Genomic DNA, 18,458 nt, shown 5'->3' with positions numbered 1-18,458 from the left:
CAAGCGGTAACGATTAATTATCCGCCATGCCATCGGTTTGGCCTCCGCGAGTGCGACACAGGGTTTATCCTGTCGCGCTTACGGAGGTTTTTTATGCAGATTTATAAAGTTGGCGGTGCAGTACGCGACCGCCTGCTGGGGCAACCCGTCACGGACATCGATTGGGTAGTGGTGGGCGCGAGTACCGAGGAAATGCTGGTCAAGGGCTATCGCCCGGTCGGCACAGACTTCCCGGTGTTCCTGCACCCGCTGACCAACGAGGAATATGCGCTCGCGCGCACCGAGCGCAAAAGCGGCGTGGGTTATGGCGGCTTTGTTTTTCACGCAAGCCCAGAGGTCACGCTCGAGCAAGACCTGATCCGTCGCGACCTGACCATCAATGCGATGGCCGAGGACAAGGACGGCAATCTGACCGACCCCTACAATGGCCAGCGAGACCTGGAAGCGCGTATCTTGCGTCACGTTTCGCCCGCTTTCGCTGAAGATCCGCTCAGAGTTCTGCGCGTCGCCCGATTCGCCGCGCGTTATGCCGGCTACGGTTTCAGCATCGCCCCCGAAACGATGGACCTCATGCGGCAGCTTAGTGAGTCAGGCGAACTCAAGGCCCTGACCGCCGAGCGAAGCTGGAAAGAAATCTCGCGCGCGCTGATGGAAGAACAGCCCCAGGTATTCATCCAGGTACTGCACGACTGCGGTGCGCTCGGAGAATTGATGCCGGAGGTCGAAGCGCTGTTCGGCGTTCCGCAGCCGGCTGCGCACCATCCGGAAATAGACACCGGCGTGCATGTACTGAGCGTGCTTGAGCAGTCTGCCCGTCATCAGCATCCGCTGAACGTACGCTGGGCCTGCCTGCTGCACGACTTGGGCAAAGGCTTGACGCCCGAATCCGAGTGGCCCCGCCATATTGCCCACGAGCACACCGGCCTGCGTCCGATAAAAGCAGTCAGCGAACGTTTTCGGGTACCCAAGGACTGTCAGGAACTGGCGCTGCTGGTTGGCCAGTACCACACTCATGGGCACCGCGCGCTGGAACTGAAACCCTCGACCTTGCTGGACCTGCTGCACAGCTTCGACGTCTATCGCCGCCCGCAGCGATTCGAGGAATTCATTGCCGCCTGCGAAATGGACGCACGAGGCCGTCAGGGCTTCGAGCAACGCAGTTACCCACAGGCCGACTACCTACGCGGCGCAGCCGAGGCTGCACGCACGGTTTCAGTACAGCCACTGCTGGAACAGGGCCTCAAAGGCAAGGAACTGGGTGATGCACTGAAGAACGAGCGCTTGAAGGCACTGAAAATCTACAAGGCCGAGCATGCCGCCTGACTGACTCGCTCACCTTATCGCTCCCAGCGCTGAACGTCTGTCTATCGCTTCCACGCTCCAGCGTGGTAGCGCAGCCCTGGACGCTCCGCGCCCGATCTTCAGCCCCTAATGGACGACGAAGCCTCACTACCTGCATCGCACGAGAAGCGTCTTCCCTGAACCCCAAGCAACCTCAGCTACGCAGCAAACCTTCAGGCGTCAGCCCCACACCACGCCACTCAAACGCAACAGGCCAGAGCTGCTGATCTATCTGCGCATCAGCCCATAATTTGCCAAACGAGACACCCACTCCCGGATGCTCACGTTCGGGGGCAATCAATGCAAGTGGGCGCAAAACGAAGGCGTTCTTGAGGATCTCAGCCCTCGGCAGTATCAGCCCGTCGAAATTGCCAACCTGTTCGCCGTACAGCAGCACGTCGATATCCAGCGGCAGGCCCACACGATCAGGCGCATATCGACCGTTGTCCGCCTCGATGAACTTCAGGCGGCGGTCGAGCTCGGTCAGCGGCAGCTCGGTCAGCGCCGAAACCACCAGATTGAAGAATGGCCCACTCTTGATGCCCACTGCATGGCTCTCGAACACCGGAGAGCAAGTCATGTCGGTCAAAAAACCATCCAGCGCCTCAAGCCCCGCCTGCAGGTGCCGCTCACGCTCGATGTTGCTCCCCAGACCGAGGAAAATCCGGGTCAGCGACATCCGCGCTCGATCTCCACGCCGACGCCGGAGGCGGCAGCAACGGCGCCCGGCTTGGTCACTTTCAGACGCAGCCAGGGGATATTGAATTCGCTCATCAGCACTTCAGCCAGACGTTCGGCGAAGGTCTCGACCAGTTGAAACTGTGCCTGCTCGGCAAACGCCTGAATGCGTGCTGAAACACTGGCGTAGTCGAGCGCCTTGCTCAGGTCGTCACCCGCAGCGGCAGGGCGATTGTCCCAGGCAAAAACGAGGTCCAGACGCAGGCACTGACGAATGCCGCGCTCCCAGTCATACGCGCCGATGACGGTATCGACCTCAAGGCCCTCAATGAAAACTCTGTCCAAGCACTACTCTCCACTGCACGACAAGGGCGCGATGCGCCGTTAGAATCAGGGCATCCTCGCCCGGAATGGTTAGCATGTTTTGGTTACTGGCGACTTTCGCCTACCTGCTCGGCTCACTGTCCTTTGCCATCCTGCTCAGCCGTCTCAGTGGCAGCCCGGACCCGCGCGCCAGCGGTTCCGGCAATGCCGGCGCCACCAACATGTTGCGTCTGGCCGGAAAGAAACTGGCCATCCTTACTCTGCTCGGCGACCTCTGCAAGGGCATAGTTCCGGTACTGCTCGCCGGCGCCTGGGGCCTTGATCCATCGCAACAAGGCTGGCTCGGCGTCTGCGCCGTGCTCGGCCACCTGTTCCCGCTGTACTTCAGGTTTCGCGGCGGAAAAGGCGTCGCAACTGCTGCTGGCGTATTGCTCGGGCTATATCCACCGGCAGCAGCACTGGCGATAGTCGCCTGGCTGCTGACCTTCTACCTGACCCGAACCAGCTCGCTTGCGGCGCTGATCGCCACGCCCCTGACGCTGCCGTTACTGGCCTGGCAGGAACCTCACGCCTTGCTGCCAATGAGCGTGCTGACCCTGCTCATCGTCTGGCGCCATCGCGGCAATCTACGCGACCTGCTCGCCGGGCGCGAACGGCATTTCTGAGCGACAGTGCAAAAACGCCACCCTCACGCACGTTCAGATTCCCGACAACTGCTCCATAGGCCAGCGCGCCTGCACACTGATGCTCAAATCTTCCTTTTGCCCTGCCTGCAGACGCTGGCAGCCGGCAAAGGCGATCATCGCGCCGTTGTCAGTGCAGAATTCCGGCCGGGCGTAATAAACATGCCCACGCAGGTCGCCAAGCATGCTCTCCAGCGAAACCCGCAGCGCCTTGTTGGCACTGACGCCGCCAGCGATGACCAGGCTCTTGAGCCCGGTCTGCTTGAGCGCGCGCTTGCACTTGATGGTCAAAGTCTCCACCACCGCCTGCTGGAAGGCCAGCGCGATGTCGCAGCGGGTTTGCTCACTGTCGTCTCCAGCACTCTGGCGCTGCTGCCAGGTATTGAGCGCAGAGGTTTTCAACCCGCTGAAGCTAAATTCCAACCCCGGGCGATCAGTCATCGGCCTGGGGAAGACAAAACGCCCCGGCACACCGTGCATGGCCGCCTTCGAGATCTCCGGGCCACCGGGATACTGCATGCCCATCATCTTCGCGGTCTTGTCGAACGCTTCGCCTGCGGCATCATCCAGCGTCTCGCCCAGCAGCTCGTACTGGCCGATGCCGTCGACACGCACCAGCTGGGTATGACCACCGGACACCAGCAGAGCGACGAACGGAAACTGCGGCGGGTTCTCTTCCAGCATCGGAGCCAGCAAATGGCCCTCCATGTGGTGCACACCCAGCGCGGGAATATCCCACGCAAATGCCAGCGCCTGAGCGCACGACGCACCGACCAGCAACGCACCCACCAGGCCAGGACCGGCGGTGTATGCAATAGCGTCGATATCCGTGGCAACACAGTCGGCTTCGGCCAGTGTCTGGCGAATCAGGGGCAGCATGCGCTTGACGTGATCACGCGAGGCAAGCTCCGGCACTACCCCGCCGTAAGCGCGGTGCAGGTCGATTTGACTGAATAATGCGTCTGCCAGCAAACCGCGTTCGCTGTCATATAACGCGACTCCGGTTTCGTCGCAGGAGGTTTCTAATCCCAGTACTAGCATGGGTTGCGCCTTGTTGGGGGCAGGTTTGAAGGCGCGCATAATAGTCGCCACCCGAGGTGCCGACCAGCGGTTTTCGATCAGAGGCTTTGCATTCCTCTCAATGAGGGGTTAACATCCGCAACCCTTAAAAACCGACGTACTTTTGTGCAGTGTTTGCACTAAGCGTTGACCCCGGTAATGAATGAAGGTAGCTCTGGATGCCAGCCGTCAAAGTTAAAGAGAACGAACCCTTCGACGTAGCTCTGCGTCGTTTCAAGCGCTCCTGCGAAAAAGCCGGTGTTCTGGCTGAAGTTCGTAGCCGCGAATTTTACGAGAAGCCGACTTCGGAGCGTAAGCGCAAGGCAGCAGCTGCTGTCAAACGCCACGCCAAGAAAGTCCAGCGCGAACAGCGCCGCGCCGTTCGTCTGTATTAATTTACAGACTTTCGTCGCAAGCTTCTGCCTTGCCCGGCCACACAGCCGGGCTGTCGGCAGTTAAAGCTTTGCTGTTTTGCGTTAGCTAGATTGATTGAACTGTCCAGGCCGCCGATGCGACCCATACATCCAGTCAAGCACGTCCAGCCTGTTCACAGGCAGCATTGGTCACGCCCACTCGGGCAGCAGATCGACCAATGACAAGACGAGTATGCCTTGATGACTTCGCAAGAAGCTCAGCCAAGGCAGCGTCGTTTCAGGCAACTGGAATGCGCATTCAAGCCTTTGGCTCGATGACCTGTCTGCACAATCACTTGCCCCCTTTATTCAAGAACACAGCACCGACCTTCGGATGCAAAGACGTGCCCGCTTGTTGCCTTTTCAATGCAAAAAGACGGCTGACAGGCTGACGGAACGCTCGTAGAGTCTCCCGATACTTCTGCAACACGCTTGAATGACGAGAACGCCATGGCCGGGCTGATCCCCCAGAGCTTTATCGACGACCTTCTGAACCGCACCGACATTGTCGATGTTGTCAGTTCGCGCGTGCAGCTCAAGAAATCCGGCAAGAACTACAGCGCGTGCTGCCCTTTCCACAAAGAGAAGACACCCTCTTTCAGCGTCAGTCCGGACAAACAGTTTTACTACTGCTTTGGCTGCGGCGCAGGCGGCAACGCACTCGGCTTCATCATGGACCACGACAACCTGGATTTCCCCCAGGCTGTCGAAGACCTCGCCAAAGCCGCCGGCATGGAAGTGCCCCGCGAACAGGGCGTCAAGGGTCAGAAGCCCCGTCAGCCGACCGATTCTCCGCTTTACCCGCTGCTGACCGCTGCCGCAGAGTTCTATCGTCAAGCCCTGAAAAGCCATCCATCGCGCAAGGCAGCGGTGGATTACCTCAAGGGCCGTGGCCTTTCCGGTGAAATAGCCCGGGATTTCGGCCTGGGCTTCGCGCCGCCTGGCTGGGACAACCTTTACAAGCACCTGAGCAGCGATTCGTTACAGCAAAAGGTCATGATCGACGCAGGCCTGCTGATCGAGAACGCCGAAACCGGCAAACGTTATGACCGCTTCCGCGACCGGGTCATGTTTCCGATCCGCGACTCCCGAGGCCGGGTCATCGCCTTTGGCGGGCGCGTGCTGGGTGATGACAAACCCAAGTACCTGAACTCCCCGGAAACACCTGTTTTCCACAAGGGCCAGGAGCTCTACGGGCTGTTCGAAGCGCGCAAATTCAATCGCAACCTCGATGAAATCATTGTCGTTGAAGGCTACATGGACGTGATCGCCCTGGCCCAGCAAGGCTTGCGCAATGCCGTGGCCACGCTGGGCACCGCCACCAGCGAAGAGCATCTGAAACGCTTGTTCAGAGTCGTGCCCAACGTCTTGTTCTGTTTCGACGGCGATCAGGCCGGGCGCAACGCAGCATGGCGAGCGCTTGAGGCCACCCTGTCGAACCTTCAGGACGGTCGGCGAGCGCGCTTTCTGTTCCTGCCTGAAGGCGAAGACCCGGACACACTGGTGCGCTCCGAAGGCACCGACGCGTTCAAGGCGCGCATCAATCAACATGCCCAGCCGCTGGCCGACTATTTTTTCGAGCAACTGACCAAAGAATCCGACCCGCGCTCGCTTGAGGGCAAAGCGCACATGGCCACGCTCGCAGCACCATTGATCGATAAAGTGCCAGGCGCCAACCTGCGTATTCTGATGCGTCAGCGCCTGACCGAAATAACCGGGCTCACTGGCGAGGCCGTCAGCCAGCTGGTGCAAAGCGTACCCGCTGATGCGCCGCCAAGCTACAACCCGTATGTCGATTACGATGCGATGCCTGACTTCGCCGACTATCAGCCACAGGGCGGCTACGAACAGCCGCAGGAATGGACGGCGAAGAAAACCGGCGGCCCAAATCAAAAAAAATGGGACAACAAGCCCTGGGGCAAAAAAGGCAAGCGCCAGGACTTCGAACCGCGCACGCCACGCGTCCCCACAGCGGTCGAGCCGCCGATGCAGGCCGCCTTGCGGACACTGCTGCATCACCCGGAACTCGCCGAAAAGGTCGAAAATGCCAGCCATTTCGCGGCAGAAGACCAGTCAATCGCACAATTACTTGTCGCGCTCATCGAAGCGAGGCAAAAGAATCCCAACCTGCGGTCGTTACAGTTGATAGCACGATGGCATGGGACCGAGCAGGGCCGCTTGTTGCGTGCCCTGGCCGAAAAGGAGTGGCTGATTGAGGCCGATAACCTTGAACAACAGTTTTTCGACACTATAACTAAGCTATCGGCGGACCAACGTTCGCGAAATATTGATCAATTGATCAGAAAAGATCGTGACACCGGCCTGACGGCCGAAGAGAAAGCGCAGCTTGTAAAGCTGCTCAGTCGTAATGATTCTGCACAAAACCCGACCTCAACTGGCGCGTGAGGTCATAGCTCGGGTATAATCCTCGGCTTGTTTTTTGCCCGCCAAGACCTTCAGTGGATAGGGTGTTATGTCCGGAAAAGCGCAACAGCAATCTCGTATCAAAGAGTTGATCACCCTGGGTCGTGAGCAGAAGTATCTGACTTACGCAGAGGTCAACGACCACTTGCCCGAGGATATTTCAGATCCCGAGCAGGTGGAAGACATCATCCGCATGATCAACGACATGGGGATCCCGGTACACGAGAGTGCTCCGGATGCGGACGCCTTGATGCTGGCCGACGCCGATACCGATGAGGCAGCCGCTGAAGAAGCGGCCGCAGCATTGGCAGCGGTCGAAACCGACATCGGGCGCACCACCGATCCCGTTCGTATGTACATGCGTGAAATGGGCACCGTTGAGCTTCTGACCCGTGAAGGCGAAATCGAAATCGCCAAACGTATCGAAGAAGGCATCCGTGAAGTGATGGGCGCAATCGCGCACTTCCCTGGCACGGTTGACCATATTCTTTCCGAGTACACACGTGTCACCAGCGAAGGCGGTCGCCTCTCCGATGTATTGAGCGGTTATATCGACCCGGACGACGGCATTGCGCCGCCTGCCGAAGTGCCTCCGCCCGTCGACCCCAAAGCCGCCAAGGCAGAAGGTGACGACGAAGAGGAAGAGTCGGCAGACGCCAGCGATGAAGAAGACGAGGTCGAGAGCGGCCCTGATCCGGTCATCGCCCAGCAGCGCTTCGGTGCGGTTTCCGATCAGATGGAAATCACCCGCAAGGCACTGAAGAAGCTTGGCCGCGACGACAAGCACGCCATTGCCGAAATGGTTGCACTTGCCGAACTGTTCATGCCGATCAAACTGGTTCCAAAACAGTTTGAAGGTCTGGTAGAGCGTGTGCGTGGTGCCCTTGAGCGCCTTCGTGCCCAGGAACGCGCCATCATGCAGCTGTGTGTACGTGATGCACGTATGCCGCGCGCCGACTTCCTGCGCCAGTTCCCGGGCAACGAAGTTGACGAAAGCTGGACTGACGCACTGGCCAAAGGCAAGAGCAAGTACGCCGAAGCCATCGCTCGTCTGCAACCTGATATCCAGCGTTGCCAGCAGAAGCTGTCTGCACTGGAAGAAGAGACCGGCCTGAAAATCGCCGAGATCAAGGACATCAATCGTCGCATGTCGATCGGTGAGGCCAAGGCCCGCCGCGCGAAGAAAGAGATGGTTGAAGCGAACTTGCGTCTGGTGATCTCCATCGCCAAGAAGTACACCAACCGTGGCCTGCAATTCCTCGATCTGATCCAGGAAGGCAACATCGGCTTGATGAAGGCTGTGGACAAGTTCGAATACCGTCGTGGTTACAAGTTCTCGACGTATGCCACATGGTGGATCCGTCAGGCGATCACTCGCTCGATTGCCGACCAGGCACGCACCATTCGTATTCCGGTGCACATGATCGAGACGATCAACAAGCTCAACCGTATTTCCCGCCAGATGCTGCAGGAAATGGGTCGTGAACCGACTCCGGAAGAGCTGGGCGAACGCATGGAAATGCCTGAGGACAAAATTCGCAAGGTACTGAAGATCGCCAAAGAGCCGATCTCCATGGAAACCCCGATCGGTGACGACGAAGATTCGCACCTGGGTGACTTCATCGAAGACTCGACCATGCAGTCGCCAATCGATGTCGCCACTGTTGAAAGCCTGAAAGAAGCGACACGCGAAGTGCTGTCGGGCCTCACCGCCCGTGAAGCCAAGGTTCTGCGTATGCGTTTCGGCATCGATATGAATACCGACCACACGCTTGAAGAGGTCGGTAAGCAGTTTGACGTGACCCGCGAGCGGATTCGTCAGATCGAAGCCAAGGCACTGCGCAAACTGCGTCACCCGACCCGAAGCGAGCATCTGCGCTCGTTCCTCGACGAGTAATCGCACCAGCGCGTCACCAACCCCCCCGGCCTGCCGGGGGTTTTGCGTTTCTGGCGAACCAGAATCCCCTCCAGACTGACCGATATGTAACCTGGTCGACATTACGCGCTGTCAGCCATCGGTCTAATTGCAGGCCTCGGCGAATTGACCTACAACTATGTATCTACCCGGATACAGCGCTTTCGGGGCAGGCACTGGTTCGACACCTGGCCCAAGGCCGCGCCACAACATCTCAGTAATGATCAGACACGGAAGTGAACCACTTATGCGTGGACCAATGATCGACATTAGCGACCGGGAAGCCCTGCGTCTGTCAGAAGGCAGGTTTGCGACGGTCTTCGCCCAATGCCCGGACGCAATGATCATAGCCAGCCTCATTGATGGGCACATCATGGATGCCAACGAGGCGTTCGTCGAACAGACGGGGCTTGCCATAGATGACGTGATCGGCAAAACCCCCACCGAGCTGGACCTATGGGCGGTGCCCGGGATGGGGCCGAAGATTCTTCAGCAACTGCAAACCGGCGATATCCACAATCTTGAGATCCCCTTCCGTCGCCATAACGGCGAAACCTTTTCAGGGCTCATTGTAGTGGTCTAATGATTCCGGACACTCATTTGTAGTGGTCTAATGATTCCGGACACTCATTTAGGCGAGAATATCGCCAGATATAGAGGTGTCTGATGACCAAGCAACGCCGTACCTTCTCCGCTGAATTCAAACGTGAGGCCGCAGGCCTCGTGCTCGATCAAGGTTATAGCCATGTCGAAGCTTCTCGCTCGCTTGGAGTGGTCGAGTCTGCGCTGCGTCGCTGGGTTAGCCAGCTCCAGCAGGAGCGCAATGGCGTGACGCCTCAGAGCAAAGCCCTGACGCCCGAGCAGCAGAAAATTCAGGAGCTGGAAGCGCGCATCGCTCGTCTTGAGCGGGAGAAATCCATTTTAAAAAAGGCTACCGCGCTCTTGATGTCGGAAGAACACGAGCGCTTGCGCTGATCGATCAGCTAGGTGCCCATGAGCCGATCGAATTGCTGTGCGAGATGTTCGAGACACCTCGCTCGTGCTACTACGACCATTGCCAGCGGCGTCGGGCTCCAGACACCGAGCGGGTTCGTTTACTCAGTCGAGTCAATGAGCTGTTCGGGCAAAGTCGAAGCGCTGCTGGCAGCCGCAGTATCGTTTCGGTATTGCAGGAAGATGGCGAGCAAATTGGCCGGTTCAAGGTACGTGGCCTGATGCGGGAACTGGGATTAATCAGCAAGCAACCTGGCTCTCATGCTTATAAAAAAGCAACAGTGGAGAGGCCTGACATTCCGAACATTTTGAATCGGCAGTTCGATGTACCCGCGCCCAATCAGGTTTGGTGTGGCGACATCACCTACATCTGGGCGCAAGGAAAATGGCATTACCTGGCGGTGGTTATGGATCTTTATGCGCGTCGGGTGGTGGGCTGGGCGTTTTCAAACAAACCGGACACGGACTTGGTCATCAAGGCGCTGGACATGGCTTATGAGCAACGCGGCAAGCCTCAGGGCCTGCTGTTTCACTCAGATCAGGGCTCCCAATATGGGAGCCGACAGTTTCGCCAGCGGCTTTGGCGATACCGCATGCGCCAGAGCATGAGTCGCCGAGGTAATTGCTACGACAACTCGCCGATGGAGCGTGTATTCCGCAGCTTGAAAACCGAGTGGATACCCGCCGTGGGCTACATGACGGCCCAAGAGGCACAGCGGGATATCAGTCATTATCTGATGCATCGCTACAACTGGGTTCGGCCACACCAGTTCAATAATGGACTGGCACCCGCTCAGTACGAGAAAAAACTTAACGTCGTGTCCGGGATCAGTTGACCACTACACTAAACAACTGATATTCAATGCGCCTGCACCAGCACCTCTGACCAATGTCGTCAGCACTCACGCTAAATCACCTCTGATGATGACCAATACTCAGCAGGTATTTAACGTCCCTGATGGGGTCGACGCTCGTATCAACGATTGCATCGTCTTTTTTCCACTCGCGCTGGGCTGGTCGCCTCAGTATTTTACCTTCCTCAATGAACCGCTCGGCTCGGGGGTAGTAAAAGGTAATGGTCAGCCCGCTGCTGCGGGCTGGTGGGAAAATATCGCCCACGAACACGGTGTAGCGATACCGACGCAATTGGGCGACGTACTGCGTGAGCGTGGATTTAAGTCGCAGGACACGTTTGAAAAAGCTTTCTGGAAAGCTATCGCACGAGATGTAATCCTCGGCAATGCCTTTGACGAAATTAACCAAACGCGTATGAGGCGAGGATACGCCCCTTATGCGCCGAAAGCCGCTTGGGCAGCCGAAAGACGAGAGTTTGAACTGCGTTATGGCAATGCAGCCAACGACGGCAATGCAATTTACGACCTGGACACACTGAGAATCACACGGCCAAACAGCTCTCATGGCGTAAGCCGCGCAATCTCAAATCTCTCGGCTTGGCCTGCTTCAAGCGCAAGCCAGACGTGGACTCCACTGATCCCACCCGGAAACCGAGACATTGGCTCTACCGAATTACCAGCAGCATCACACATACCGAGCTTGTATCCCGGCGAAACAACTGAACCCGTCAAACCCAAAATCGCAGCACATCCGGCCGTTGACCCGCAGGATATGATTCACGATATTCCGGGCTATGGTAACGAGGATGACTTGCCTTCGCCGGGTCTGGTTTTTGCCGGGCCGCCGGTTGATCCCCTTGAGGTTGGGCCGTATAACGACTTGAGCGGACGTAGCCGACTAGACGGATTGGACATTGATCATATTGTTTCAAGGCAGGCACTTAAAAAGTATATTCTGGACACATTTCCAGACAAGGCCGACTTCCGTTTCTTATTCGACGTGTTACAAAGGGCTCCGAGCATTGCAATACCTGCCAGAGTTCATCAGAGATACAGCGAGACGTATGGGGGAAGAAACACTCGGGCGAAACAGGCCCTCGATTCGTCGGACTTAAGAGCTGCGGTCAATAGTAACCTGGATGCGATCAAGCCAGGTTTACTAGAAGACGGTTTTTTAGAAACTGAAATTGAAGTTGCTCGAGACAAACTTCACAGATTGAACATTGAGCAAGGGTGGTACCAATGAGCGCACTGATGATTGAAACCTGGATTAGCAATTTAGGGAGAACCTATGGAGAACTCGTATCAAAGTCCTTGGTTCACGACGATGGTTTGATTGAGTTATTCCCTGGCATAGATGAACTATATTTAGAGCCCCAGCTTGGGCTTTCAATGAGCTTCTGGGCAGAAACGGAACGATTGGAATCAATTTGCATTACGCTTCTGAAATCGACGCCCTCTACTGTTGCCTATACCGGAGAGCTACCTGCACCCTACCGTCAACTAACGCATCAAACAACCGTTAGAGCGCTTTTAGGCGAACCTCTGGAGTCTTCCGGACCGGTGAAACTACCCGAGCCGATGGGAATTACAGGGGGTTGGGAATACTACTCCTTGAGCCCTGAAACCTACCCAAATACCAGACTTCAGATTCAGTACCTTGAGTCGATGGATGTGAATGCCATAGTTTTCTCACTCATAGACAAAGGTCGTTGATTTAAAAGTCGCTGAATGTAATTACAAACTAACAGCGACTGTAAATATAATGATATCAGAGGCCAAAAAAGCGCCTACGGCCGTATGACATGCGGCAGATCATTTAAAAACCAAACACACCTCATTAAAACTGCAACCACTGACATCACATTCAGAACATCAATGGAAAAAATTAAACCCTGGAAATTGCTATTTAGCGCAAACTATATTCTACTAAGGATTTTGAAAAATGGAATTAAAGCAAGCACTCAAGGACTACACCCAACAGGAATTCTCAACGTTATTGAGCCAGATATGGACTGTAAGAACTGACAAAGCGCAACACGATAAAATGATTAGACACTTCGACGAAATAGTTGACCTTTCAGAGGGAGCAGACTTGCTATTCTACCCAAAGGCCGATGACTTTGGAAATACATTCTACAGTGGCATAGATCGCGTTATTTCGCATATTATAACAGCATATTACCAGCAGGGCAAAACAGCCTTCAAAGATGACATTCTACCTGAAGCACTGTCTCATGCTTCGCGAACAACAAGTTTTAACGCTCAAGATCATGCAATAAAAAAAGCTCTACAAGCAGAAGTAAAATCTCAAAAGATCATCTCAAGAGTTAACGAAACCCTGATATTAACTCAGGAAGCATTGGATCACTTCGAGAGGTTACTAAAAAACTGCTCTACAAACTTTTTGATCGAAAAATCCGAACAGTTCACTTTAAAAGATTTCCTCGACGTAGGCGAAATCTTGTCTTCCCTAGAAGTCCTCAGAGACAAGGTCATTCGCTCTTTTTCCGAACATAGTCGACTCAAATCTGACGTCTCATTCGCACTCCGCATCGCTGCACTCTCCTCAGGTCAAAAGCAAGCTAGCCAAGATATTTGGATTGCCGCTCACCAAAGAATACGCGAGGGGAGCGATCGACACATGGCGGAGCTAGCACGACTCGAACAACGTCATGCTGAGCTACACACCCAAGCCCAAGAAGTATTCAGAACTGTCGAAAAACAGCAGCTTCGTATCGCCAAGGCGACACACTCAGGACCTACAACCAAAGTTCATACCTACTTTGCCAACATTGTTGAGGCCGATAACACACCTCGTATTTTGACGTTAGACCCGTCAAAGTTCTCTACTTATACACGACCAATTTATGGCCTAGATAATGCCGTTCAGTCTGCGGTAGCGGGGATGGCTTGGGAGAGAGCTTCATCTCACGCCAGCCTTAAGGCAAGTGTTGTAACTTTCGACTTTGAAAGACCCGGGTGCGGCGATCCCTTTGCTATAACTTTACCCCTCGAAAGCCTAATACCTATTGATGGGCGCGACTGGCATTACTTGGCTGAATCCGTTGCTGTAGTCACTATGCCGTTTCGGATAGCAACAGGTATGACAGCTATGCGTCATGGAAGCCTGCATTATGGATTGGCCAACGTAGAGGAGCTTGCTCATGCTTACGTGGTCTCTACCAATGGTGTATCAATTTCTTCCGAGGTCAGAGTGCTGCCTGCAGTCTGGAACAGTGAACAAAAAACTTATCGATGTATTTGCCCAGGCTCCGCTGCCAAGCACATAATATGGGGGACTGATACAGTACCAAAAGAAATGATAGGACCTGTAACTGACACAGATGAAACGGTTAGTCATGGCTATCTTTCAGTGTCTAGAACTCCTGTGTTGGAGGAACTTGAAATTGCGGATGAGATCTATTTCAACGACGTTATCATCGTATTTCCTGAAGACACAGGTAGAGATCCCGTGTATGCCATATTCAAGAGCAACTCAGAGTACCCTGGAATAGCAAGTGGGGATGGCAAACCTGCGGCGGGTAATTGGCTGACTGCACAGAGCTCTCCAGTACCGTCTCTGGTCGCAGGTCAACTGCGCGGCAAAGTCTTTAAACGTTTTAGCCAGTTGCGCGAAGCGATATGGAAGCTAATCGCTGCAGCACCTGAACTGTGTATGGAATTGAGCGAGCAAGACTTGTCTCTCATGCAAAACGGCCACCCGCCAACTGTAGCGGCATCGCAAAATTCGCAACCGGCAACGTACGCTCTACGCCTTATAAACTCATACAACGAAGAAGATTTTTATAATATGGATAGTATGATGATTATAAAAACTACAGTATAGCTGAGGAATTTACTTTCCTGCGTAGTCGCCTCTCTTGCTTAGCACGTCCAGACATAAAGTTTTAAAAGTGTTCGAGAGCCAACCACTGTCGCCGGCCGCTACCGTACGAGTTACGCACCGCACAATCTATACCTGCTCGTCAATATCGTCATTGAGCCGAGCAGGCCCTACTCTTATTGAGCTATCGCGGAAATACTGATCAAATGCAACTTCATCGTCAATAAGAGGATTACTGCCCTACAAGTTCCCTCTCATTCAGCCCCCCAGAGTCAAAGATGCTGCCTCACATTCTCCGGCAAATAATCAACATACCTGCGCGTCGGATTCTTTTGACATTGAGCGACAATACTCGGCACCGCCTCCAGCAGTTCAAGAACCAGTGCCTGACGCTTGTCCAGGGTGAGAAATTGTTCTATGACCGGACCGCTCGACAGGTACAGCTCTGTTCGCATTATCACGTCCGGCTTGATGTCCTTGCGCCATTTGCGACACTCGAACATTTCCCTATTCAACTGCCAGCACAACTCCTGCTTCAGCTCGGCATTGGATGTCAGCGGCGGGTTGCTGTGCGGTCGCCCTGTGAAGGTAAACGTGACTGTAACTGCTTCGCCATCGGGATGAGAGTCCGGTGGCTCCCAGGGTTCGAAGGTCCACTGTTCAACAGCACTTCGGGTCAGGCTGATGAACCTCGGATCAGTTGCCCCCCGCACTTCAAGAAAGCGCACACCTCCGTCGGCCTGAATGAAAATCCTGACGGTGACACTGTTTTTTACCAAGGCATAACGCACTGACACCGGATAGTCCGGCTCCGGCATGTACAACGGCACCGGATACGACGGCAACGCCTGTGCTGCCCCCGCCCAAAGCAACCCCGCAAGCACAATCACACTCAGCCCGCGGCTCGTTCGCTACCCTCAGCCAGCCCCGCCATCAACACCCTCCCCGGTGCTGGCAGATAATCCCCATACCGGTGGTCAGGATTGCTCCTGTAGTTGCTCACCACTGTCGGTATCGCTGCACCCAGTTGTTCCAGCAACGCTTTGCGCTCGGGTTCAGTGCGCTGGTGCGCAACATGGCTGCCGAACAAGGCTTGCCCGGTATAGGAAAACACGTTGACTTTACTCAGCGGCTCTTTGGGGTAGCCCTGGCGGGCGGATTTCACTTCGTGGTTGAGGTAGCCGCAACGAATGTTGCCGAGGCCGACGGTGACTTCGGTGTTGAAACGCCGATAGCCGTGGGAGCCGAAAATCACCGGGACGGTGCCGATTCAGGGCTTGTAGCGCCATTGGCGGAGCGTTTGCTCTACCGCTTCGGTGAGCTGCGGGTGGCAGCTCTCGATGGCCCTGACTTCGCGGATCTGGCCGTCGGACTTTATCCACAGTTGCGCCCGAACCTTGCCGGCGTAGCGGGTCTTGATCAGCTCGGCGGGAAAAACCGGTGTCGGCGTGTGCATCGGCACCAGAAATGACTCGGCTGCGCTGACAGGCAGGGCCAATGCTGCTGCAATCATGAACGCGGAAATTCTCATTGTTGTATGGGCTCATTGTCTTGATGCGCCCCGTTGGCCCAGTGACGACGATGGTAAAAGGCTGTCGGCCGGCCAGTCAGCGCGCGACTTCCGATAGACCTGTAGGAGTAATCCCAAACTCTTGATACACAAACAAACATTTGCCGAATGTTCATAAAAGAACAGGAAAACGTCCGTAATCCCTGCAGAGAATCAGCCGGGAGGCACTGCTTTTTTCTGTAACGAAAATGTAATATTCGCTTTCGCAAGAAAAACAATAATCAGGAGCATCTCCATGTTTGGTTTTTTCCGTCCCGCCAGGCACCAGACACCCCTTCCCGAAGAAAAGGTCGACAGCACGTATCGCCGCCTGCGCTGGCAGATCTTCGCAGGCATCTTTATCGGTTACGCCGGCTACTATTTGCTGCGCAAGAACTTCTCGCTGGCGATGCCGTACCTGATCGACGAAGGCTATACGCGTGGTCAGCTAGGCGTGGCGATGTCTGCCATCGCAATTGCTTACGGCCTGTCGAAATTCCTTATGGGGATCATTTCGGACCGCTCCAACCCTCGTTACTTCCTGCCGTTCGGCCTGCTGGTCTCTGCCGGGATCATGTTCATCTTCGGGTTTGCATCCTGGGCAACGTCCAGCGTCACGATCATGTTCGTGCTGCTGTTCATCAATGGCTGGGCACAGGGCATGGGCTGGCCACCGAGCGGGCGGACGATGGTCCACTGGTGGTCGCAGAAAGAGCGCGGCGGCGTGGTGTCGGTTTGGAACGTGGCGCACAACGTCGGTGGCGGTCTGATCGGCCCGCTGTTCCTGCTCGGCATGGGCTGGACCAATGACTGGCATGCGGCGTTCTATGTGCCGGCGGCTGTTGCGTTACTGGTCGCAGTCTTCGCCTTCGCCACGATGCGCGACACGCCGCAATCCGTGGGCCTGCCACCTATCGAGCATTACAAGAACGACTACCCGGAAGGCTACGATGAAAGCCATGAGGAAGAGTTCAGCGCCAGGGAAATCTTCGTCAAATACGTGCTGCGCAATAAATTCCTGTGGTACATCGCGATGGCCAACGTGTTCGTCTATCTGTTGCGCTACGGCGTACTGGACTGGGCACCGACTTACCTGAAAGAGGCCAAGCACTTCACGGTCGACAAGACCTCATGGGCTTACTTCCTCTACGAGTGGGCGGGCATTCCGGGCACGCTGTTGTGCGGCTGGATGTCCGACAAGATTTTCAAGGGCAATCGCGGCCTGACCGGCATGGTATTCATGTTTCTGGTGACCATCGCTACGCTGGTGTACTGGCTGAACCCTGAAGGCAACCCGACCGTCGACATGATCGCGCTGGTGTCCATTGGCTTTCTGATCTACGGCCCGGTAATGCTGATCGGCTTGCAGGCGCTGGAACTGGCGCCGAAGAAGGCAGCAGGCACAGCGGCTGGCTTTACTGGACTGTTCGGCTACTTGGGCGGCTCGGTCGCGGCCAGCGCGGCGATGGGCTACACCGTGGACCATTTTGGCTGGGATGGCGGCTTCGTGCTGTTGATCGGCGCATGCATCATGGCGATGGTGTTCCTCGCGCCGACCCTGAGGCACAAGCAGGTCGCCAGTACGTCCAGAGACGCACCCGAAACCAAGGGCCAGTCAGGCAGTCTCTGACCAGCAGCGTTTGAGCCGCGCCTCCAGATTCAGGTCTGGCATGGCGTGGCTACGCAGGGCCTTGGCAGTCTGCTCAACGTATTCGCGGGTGGTTCCATAACGCCCGCTGGCGGTGGCCAGCACCTGGCTCAACACGCTGTCTGGCAGGTTGCCCGCGTAGCTGGGCAAATGCCGCTCCAGCACGAACCCCAACGCCTGCACTTTTCGACCATCTTCAAGACGGCAGTTGAGCCAGTGCGGTCGATACGAGGGATAAGGCATCTCGCGCTCCCACAAGGCCAGCAGCGATTTTTCCAGGCACTCATCCGGCAAGCGATAAGCGAAACCGGTGCATGAGCCGCCACGATCCAGCCCGAATACCAGGCCAGGCGCTTCCGGCGTACCCCGATGCTCATGGGACCACAGGTAAAGGCCGCGATGATAACCGTGCACGCGAGCGCGCTGGCTTTCTAAGGCCGTGCATTCGGGGCGCCAGATGAGCGAGCCGTAAGCGAACAGCCAGACCGGGCCACCCTTGTGGCTGCGCATGGTGGCGCTCATGGATGCGAGCAGTTGCTCGCGAGTAAGCTGAGGGCCCATATCTATAACGGGCGGGTACGTCAGGCCAAGGCCGTCGTGTACCGCAGCGGCCAATTCGTTGAGTGGATTCTCCATTTGCCTCCCTGACAGGCTGACTGTCAGTCTTTACCGAGCCCCGCTGAATCGCTCGTGGGTGAGCGGCATCAAGGTATCGTGGTTCGGTTAACGC

General features: G+C 55.9%; 15 protein-coding genes and 2 pseudogenes. 11 read left to right on the top strand and 6 right to left on the bottom strand.

The annotated features are described in order from the left end of the window. Window positions 1-93: 93 nt before the first annotated feature. Window positions 94-1,323, top strand: a complete 1,230-nt coding sequence (locus I9H09_RS02065; RefSeq protein WP_122346690.1) for a multifunctional CCA addition/repair protein — start codon at window positions 94-96, stop codon at window positions 1,321-1,323. 172 nt (window positions 1,324-1,495) lie between these two features. Here I9H09_RS02065 and folK read toward each other — a convergent pair whose 3' ends face one another. Together folK and folB are read right to left on the bottom strand one after the other, a co-directional pair. After that, window positions 1,496-2,020: a 2-amino-4-hydroxy-6-hydroxymethyldihydropteridine diphosphokinase gene (gene folK, locus I9H09_RS02060; RefSeq protein ID WP_024669226.1), complete on the bottom strand. Its 525-nt coding sequence runs from the start codon at window positions 2,018-2,020 to the stop codon at window positions 1,496-1,498. Further along, window positions 2,011-2,364, bottom strand: coding sequence for a dihydroneopterin aldolase (gene folB, locus I9H09_RS02055; protein ID WP_024669225.1), 354 nt, complete (start codon window positions 2,362-2,364; stop codon window positions 2,011-2,013). Before folB ends, folK begins: the two co-directional genes overlap by 10 nt. Window positions 2,365-2,438: 74 nt before the next feature. On the opposite strand from folB, the gene plsY reads away from it, so the two are divergent. After that, window positions 2,439-3,008, top strand: a complete 570-nt coding sequence (plsY, locus tag I9H09_RS02050; protein WP_183130737.1) for a glycerol-3-phosphate 1-O-acyltransferase PlsY — start codon at window positions 2,439-2,441, stop codon at window positions 3,006-3,008. Window positions 3,009-3,041: 33 nt separating this feature from the next. Here plsY and tsaD read toward each other — a convergent pair whose 3' ends face one another. Continuing rightward, window positions 3,042-4,067: a tRNA (adenosine(37)-N6)-threonylcarbamoyltransferase complex transferase subunit TsaD gene (gene tsaD / locus I9H09_RS02045; RefSeq protein ID WP_122312083.1), complete on the bottom strand. Its 1,026-nt coding sequence runs from the start codon at window positions 4,065-4,067 to the stop codon at window positions 3,042-3,044. Window positions 4,068-4,264: 197 nt separating this feature from the next. Between tsaD and rpsU the strand changes: the two genes are divergently transcribed. The 8 genes and pseudogenes from rpsU (at window position 4,265) to I9H09_RS02005 (ending at window position 14,534) form a co-directional block, all read left to right on the top strand. Further along, window positions 4,265-4,480 carry a 30S ribosomal protein S21 gene (gene rpsU / locus I9H09_RS02040; protein ID WP_002551877.1) on the top strand — a complete coding sequence of 72 codons (216 nt, stop codon included), beginning with the start codon at window positions 4,265-4,267 and terminating at the stop codon, window positions 4,478-4,480. 468 nt (window positions 4,481-4,948) lie between these two features. Continuing rightward, complete coding sequence (gene dnaG, locus I9H09_RS02035) at window positions 4,949-6,904, top strand: DNA primase (RefSeq protein WP_122346691.1); 1,956 nt, start codon at window positions 4,949-4,951, stop codon at window positions 6,902-6,904. A 67-nt stretch (window positions 6,905-6,971) separates the two neighbouring features. Beyond that, window positions 6,972-8,819 carry an RNA polymerase sigma factor RpoD gene (gene rpoD, locus I9H09_RS02030; RefSeq protein ID WP_005896584.1) on the top strand — a complete coding sequence of 616 codons (1,848 nt, stop codon included), beginning with the start codon at window positions 6,972-6,974 and terminating at the stop codon, window positions 8,817-8,819. Between the two features lie 277 nt (window positions 8,820-9,096). Beyond that, window positions 9,097-9,408, top strand: a pseudogene (locus tag I9H09_RS02025) (PAS domain S-box protein); the annotation flags it as partial. Between the two features lie 95 nt (window positions 9,409-9,503). Further along, window positions 9,504-10,666, top strand: a protein-coding gene (locus tag I9H09_RS02020) for an IS3 family transposase (protein WP_122346372.1) whose coding sequence is annotated in 2 segments (ribosomal slippage) — window positions 9,504-9,759 and window positions 9,759-10,666 — 1,164 coding nt in all. Because the reading frame shifts where the segments join, the coding sequence is not laid out codon by codon here. Beyond that, window positions 10,608-11,930 carry a hypothetical protein gene (locus I9H09_RS02015; protein WP_248972593.1) on the top strand — a complete coding sequence of 441 codons (1,323 nt, stop codon included), beginning with the start codon at window positions 10,608-10,610 and terminating at the stop codon, window positions 11,928-11,930. The genes I9H09_RS02020 and I9H09_RS02015 overlap by 59 nt, the downstream gene beginning before the upstream one ends. Next, window positions 11,927-12,400, top strand: a complete 474-nt coding sequence (locus I9H09_RS02010) for a DUF6392 family protein (RefSeq protein WP_060412455.1) — start codon at window positions 11,927-11,929, stop codon at window positions 12,398-12,400. The genes I9H09_RS02015 and I9H09_RS02010 overlap by 4 nt, the downstream gene beginning before the upstream one ends. A 229-nt stretch (window positions 12,401-12,629) precedes the next feature. Continuing rightward, window positions 12,630-14,534, top strand: a complete 1,905-nt coding sequence (locus I9H09_RS02005; protein ID WP_236502515.1) for an S-type pyocin domain-containing protein — start codon at window positions 12,630-12,632, stop codon at window positions 14,532-14,534. A 269-nt stretch (window positions 14,535-14,803) separates the two neighbouring features. Here the strand turns inward: I9H09_RS02005 and I9H09_RS02000 are convergent, their stop codons facing one another. Together I9H09_RS02000 and I9H09_RS01995 are read right to left on the bottom strand one after the other, a co-directional pair. Beyond that, window positions 14,804-15,427, bottom strand: coding sequence for an energy transducer TonB (locus I9H09_RS02000; RefSeq protein ID WP_122312654.1), 624 nt, complete (start codon window positions 15,425-15,427; stop codon window positions 14,804-14,806). Further along, a pseudogene (locus I9H09_RS01995) lies at window positions 15,424-16,062 on the bottom strand (energy transducer TonB). Before I9H09_RS01995 ends, I9H09_RS02000 begins: the two are co-directional and overlap by 4 nt. A 274-nt stretch (window positions 16,063-16,336) precedes the next feature. Between I9H09_RS01995 and glpT the strand changes: the two are divergent. Beyond that, the gene (gene glpT, locus I9H09_RS01990; protein WP_122312655.1) at window positions 16,337-17,710 is read left to right on the top strand and encodes a glycerol-3-phosphate transporter; all 1,374 of its coding nucleotides are present in this window, start codon (window positions 16,337-16,339) and stop codon (window positions 17,708-17,710) included. Here the strand turns inward: glpT and I9H09_RS01985 are convergent. Further along, the gene (locus I9H09_RS01985) at window positions 17,696-18,364 is read right to left on the bottom strand and encodes a gamma-glutamylcyclotransferase (RefSeq protein ID WP_122347289.1); all 669 of its coding nucleotides are present in this window, start codon (window positions 18,362-18,364) and stop codon (window positions 17,696-17,698) included. The two genes, glpT and I9H09_RS01985, sit on opposite strands and share 15 nt — an antisense overlap. Window positions 18,365-18,458: the final 94 nt, after the last annotated feature.

It is taken from the genome of Pseudomonas tremae (assembly GCF_023278125.1).
In the GTDB taxonomy this organism is placed as follows: domain Bacteria; phylum Pseudomonadota; class Gammaproteobacteria; order Pseudomonadales; family Pseudomonadaceae; genus Aquipseudomonas; species Aquipseudomonas tremae.
This window is presented reverse-complemented; position numbering and strand designations above follow the sequence as displayed.